Below are 3,072 nucleotides of genomic sequence, written 5' to 3' on the forward strand. Positions count from 1 at the left end.
AGGCTGGCCATGTAGCCGTCGAAGTCGTCGCGGTGGGAGCAGTGGCCGGTGCCCTCGACCACCCGGACCTCGAAGCCACGGTCGCGGAGCCGCTGGGCGCCCTCCTCGGTGACGGTGAAGCTGGGGTCTGCCAGCTGCACCAGCGAGGGCACGACGGGGCGCTCGGGGATGAGGTCGCGGCCGTCGAGGCCCTCGATCATGTCGAAGAAGCCGGGGTCGAACCGGCCGAAGCCCTCCAGCTCGGCCTGAACGTCGGCCTCGCTCCACCGCGGGTTCATGGCGCTGACGGATTCGGCGGTGGCCTGGGCGACCATCGTCCGCATGCCCTTCAGCGCGCCGGGGGTCACGGCGCCGAACTGCCAGCCGGGGTCGTAGTACACCGCGCGCCGGGGCCGCAGCCGGTCCACGGCGAGCGACAGCGCCAGACCGCCCATGGAATGGCCGATGGCCAGGTCCGCCCCCTGCGGCAGGCTCTCCACGAGGTCGTCGGCGACCGCGGCGGGGACGTACGCCCCGCGCGGGCTCAGGCCGTGGCCGCGCAGGTCCGGCATGAGGACGTGATAGCCCCGTGCCACCAGGGCGTCGGCCACCGCGTGCCAGGTGGCGTGGTCGGCCATGGCGCCGTGCACCAGGATGGCGGTGCGCGCGCCGGTGCCGCTCTGCGCAACGTGCAGTTTCACTGGATGCTCTCTTCAGCGGGTGGTGTGGGCGAGCCGGTCAGGCGACGCCGCGTACACGGGTGATGGCCATCGCGCCGATCAGTGAGAGCACCGCTCCGACCAGGAACAGGTACATGTAGCCGCCGAAGGCGATCACGATGCCTCCGGCGACGAACGGCGCGATGATCTGCGGGCCGGCGTTGGCGATGTTGAGCACGCCCAGATCGCGGGCGGCGTCACCGCGCGCGGGCAGGACCAGGGTGACGATGGCGTGGTCGGCGGCCATGAACACGCCGAACCCGGCTCCGGCGATGGCCGCCCACACCAGCATCCCGGTGAGCGTGGGCAGGAACACCGGCACCAGCGTGGCCGCGGCGGCGATGGCCCCGGCGATCAGCACGAACGGCCTGCGTCGGCCGATGCGGTCGGAGAGGGGACCGATGACGGCGGTGCAGACGACCGTACACGCCGTGTTGGCGAGGGTCAGCAGGCCCACCGCGTCGGGGGCGGCCAGCCCCTCGGGCAGCGTGATGTAGTCGGTGAGGATGTACAGCTGGTAGCCCATGACGGCGAAGAAGCCCATCATCATGAACGCCCGGCTGGTGAAGGCCCAGGTGAAGTCGCGGTTGCGCAGTGCCAGGCCGAAGCCCTTGAACTGCGCGGACAGTCCGCCCCCGGCACCGGTGCCGCGGGGCGGCAGCTCATCGCCGCGCGGGTCGCGGGTGAGGCCGACGAACAGGAGGCAGGCCACCACCAGCAGACCGCCGAACAGCGCGTAGCCCAGTTCCAGGTTGCCGACGAACCGCGCGGCCAGCAGGCTGCCGGCCACCATGCCCAGCGACTGGGCGATGCCCATGACGGCCGAGGCGCTGCCCCGGCGCTTCTCGGGCACCCGGTCGGGGACGGTGGCGGTGATGGCGGCCTGGTAGACATTGGCCATCGCCTGGGCGGCGCACCAGCCCACCGCGAGCAGCCACAGCGCGGGGGCGAAGCCCAACAGGCTGAGCAGCAGCAGGGTCCCGGCGGCGGCTCCGATCATCCACGGGTTCCGACGGCCCCACCGGGTGCGGGTGCGGTCGGAGAGCATCCCGCCGATGGGGTTGAACAGCGTGGCGAAGACCGCGCTGACGCCGGTGACGACGGCGAGGTTCATCTCCTTGTTCGCCGGGTCGAAGGCCTCCACCTGGGTCGGCAGCAGGATCTGCACCACACCGAGGTACAGGGCGTACAGCGCCAGGTTGCCCACCGCGTACATGCCCAGGAACCGGCGAAGGCCACTGCGTCCCGTCCCCGCCTGCCGCGGGGCCCAGGAGGCGTCCGTGCGAGTGCTCACCATCGGCTCCCGAGCGGACGCAGGGGTCTGGGGCGACTGTTCATCGGGACTCTCCTCTTGAGCGCACGGCGGCCTGCGCGCCGCCTCTGGTCTGGTCGGCCACGTGGTTAGTCGTTTAACCTAGGTGATACGTTTCACCAACATCAAGAGGAGTTTCCGCAAAATCTCACCGCCTCATGGGGGATGATGAACAGTGCGGACGCCGCGGCGCCGTCCTGGCCGGGCCGGGACATGCAGGCGGTGGAACGACCCAAAGCACCTACAGCAGTAGTTCCTCGCTTCTACCGCCGTCTCTACGGCCCTACGTAGGCCGTCCACGTTGAAGGCCCCTCACCCGCGGCGAGTTCACCGAGGTCGGGCAGTGTCCACGGCCCTAGACCTGCACGTCCTTGTCACTCGATTGAGTTCCTAGCTGGCTATGGGCCTCGTCGAGGTGGCCCTGCCCATCGGCTGCGGACGCAGTGTGTACGCTCTTCGCGGCGGTGCGGAACTCGCGCATCAGCAGCTCGAACGCGCCCGCCAGCGCGAACGACGGCCAAGCGTGGATCACCGCCGACCACACCGTCGGCTCGGCCACCGCGACGTTCGCCGCTAGGGATGCCAGACTGCCCAGGATGAGCAACGTCCACGGGAGCACCCCCCGCGGCTGCCCCTCCTGGCGTCGGCAAGGAGCGCCATCGAGGACGCGACGATCATGCCGTCCACCGACAGCGGGAACAGCTCCGCCCTCCACTCCGGTTCGCCGTGACGCTGGGCGAGTTCGAACATGTGGGAGGATTCGTTCTCCCTTGCAGGTCATCGACCGCGCGCGGGCGCTGTCCGCGGGTGAGCACTACCGTGCTCCGCGGCGCCCGGAGGCTCATGGAGACGGGATCTCCACGGCCCCCTCATGGAGACGAAATGGAGACGCCGAGGAGACGGTCCTCCTCCGGCACCGTCGTGGGACCCACCTTGTATCCAGGGCGCGATGGTACTCACCGACCCCAGTGGCCGGTGGCTCTCGGCCGAATCCGGCCATCGACCGGCATACCGGTCAACCCCGGTCCGCCCCTGACCGTCGAGACAGTGAACGCTATACCA

4 protein-coding genes are annotated in these 3,072 nt (G+C 70.2%); all 4 read right to left on the bottom strand.

Features of this window, described 5'->3' with window-relative positions; all coding sequences use genetic code 11:
- On the bottom strand, positions 1 to 680 hold a 680-nt coding region (locus D476_RS0128505), incomplete at its 3' end, for an alpha/beta fold hydrolase (protein WP_017627293.1).
- A 37-nt stretch (positions 681 to 717) separates the two neighbouring features.
- Positions 718 to 1,995 carry an MFS transporter gene (locus D476_RS0128510; RefSeq protein WP_026123942.1) on the bottom strand — a complete coding sequence of 426 codons (1,278 nt, stop codon included), beginning with the start codon at positions 1,993 to 1,995 and terminating at the stop codon, positions 718 to 720.
- Between the two features lie 370 nt (positions 1,996 to 2,365).
- Complete coding sequence (locus D476_RS39840; RefSeq protein ID WP_275041572.1) at positions 2,366 to 2,614, bottom strand: hypothetical protein; 249 nt, start codon at positions 2,612 to 2,614, stop codon at positions 2,366 to 2,368.
- Entirely contained in the window at positions 2,584 to 2,760 is a 177-nt protein-coding gene (locus tag D476_RS39845) for a DUF2637 domain-containing protein (RefSeq protein WP_275041571.1), read from the bottom strand. Before D476_RS39845 ends, D476_RS39840 begins: the two co-directional genes overlap by 31 nt.
- Positions 2,761 to 3,072: the final 312 nt, after the last annotated feature.

Origin of the sequence: Nocardiopsis chromatogenes YIM 90109, from assembly GCF_000341185.1 — a bacterium.
Lineage (GTDB): Bacteria > Actinomycetota > Actinomycetes > Streptosporangiales > Streptosporangiaceae > Nocardiopsis_A > Nocardiopsis_A chromatogenes.

Excerpts from the sequence above, each read along its gene's own strand:
- D476_RS0128510 (WP_026123942.1), bottom strand. The coding sequence starts at position 1,995 with ATGGTGAGCACTCGCACGGACGCCTCCTGGGCCCCGCGGCAGGCGGGG.
- D476_RS39845 (WP_275041571.1), bottom strand. The coding sequence starts at position 2,760 with ATGTTCGAACTCGCCCAGCGTCACGGCGAACCGGAGTGGAGGGCGGAG.